This is a genomic window from Vibrio sp. 10N.222.49.C9 (assembly GCF_041474985.1).
Taxonomy (GTDB): domain Bacteria; phylum Pseudomonadota; class Gammaproteobacteria; order Enterobacterales; family Vibrionaceae; genus Vibrio; species Vibrio crassostreae_C.
Map to the genome: position 1 here is coordinate 1 of NZ_JBFRVD010001292.1, position 295 is coordinate 295.

At 45.1% G+C, this 295-nt stretch carries 1 protein-coding gene; it reads left to right on the top strand.

The features are described 5' to 3' along the window. On the top strand, positions 1 to 295 hold a 295-nt coding region (locus AB4585_RS27965; RefSeq protein ID WP_372172018.1), incomplete at both ends, for an Arm DNA-binding domain-containing protein.

The following is a 295-nucleotide window of genomic DNA, read 5'->3' on the forward strand; positions in this document are numbered from 1 at the left end:
TTCCGATACCGCTACAACGGCAAACCTCAGGACTTGGCACTAGGTGTTTATCCAATCGTGACACTGTCAGAGGCTAGAGAAGAAGCAATCAAATGTAAGAAGCTACTTTCTGATGGACAAGACCCTAAGCTAGAGCGCCAGCTAAAGAAAATGAAGGTATTGGAAGCTGTCACAGTACAAGACGCATTAGAACACTGGCTAACAGTTGATGCCTCAAAGAGTAGAGCTAACTTTGAGAAGCACCGAGCGCAATTCAAGAAACACATCTACCCGTTTATAGGATCTATCCCACTGG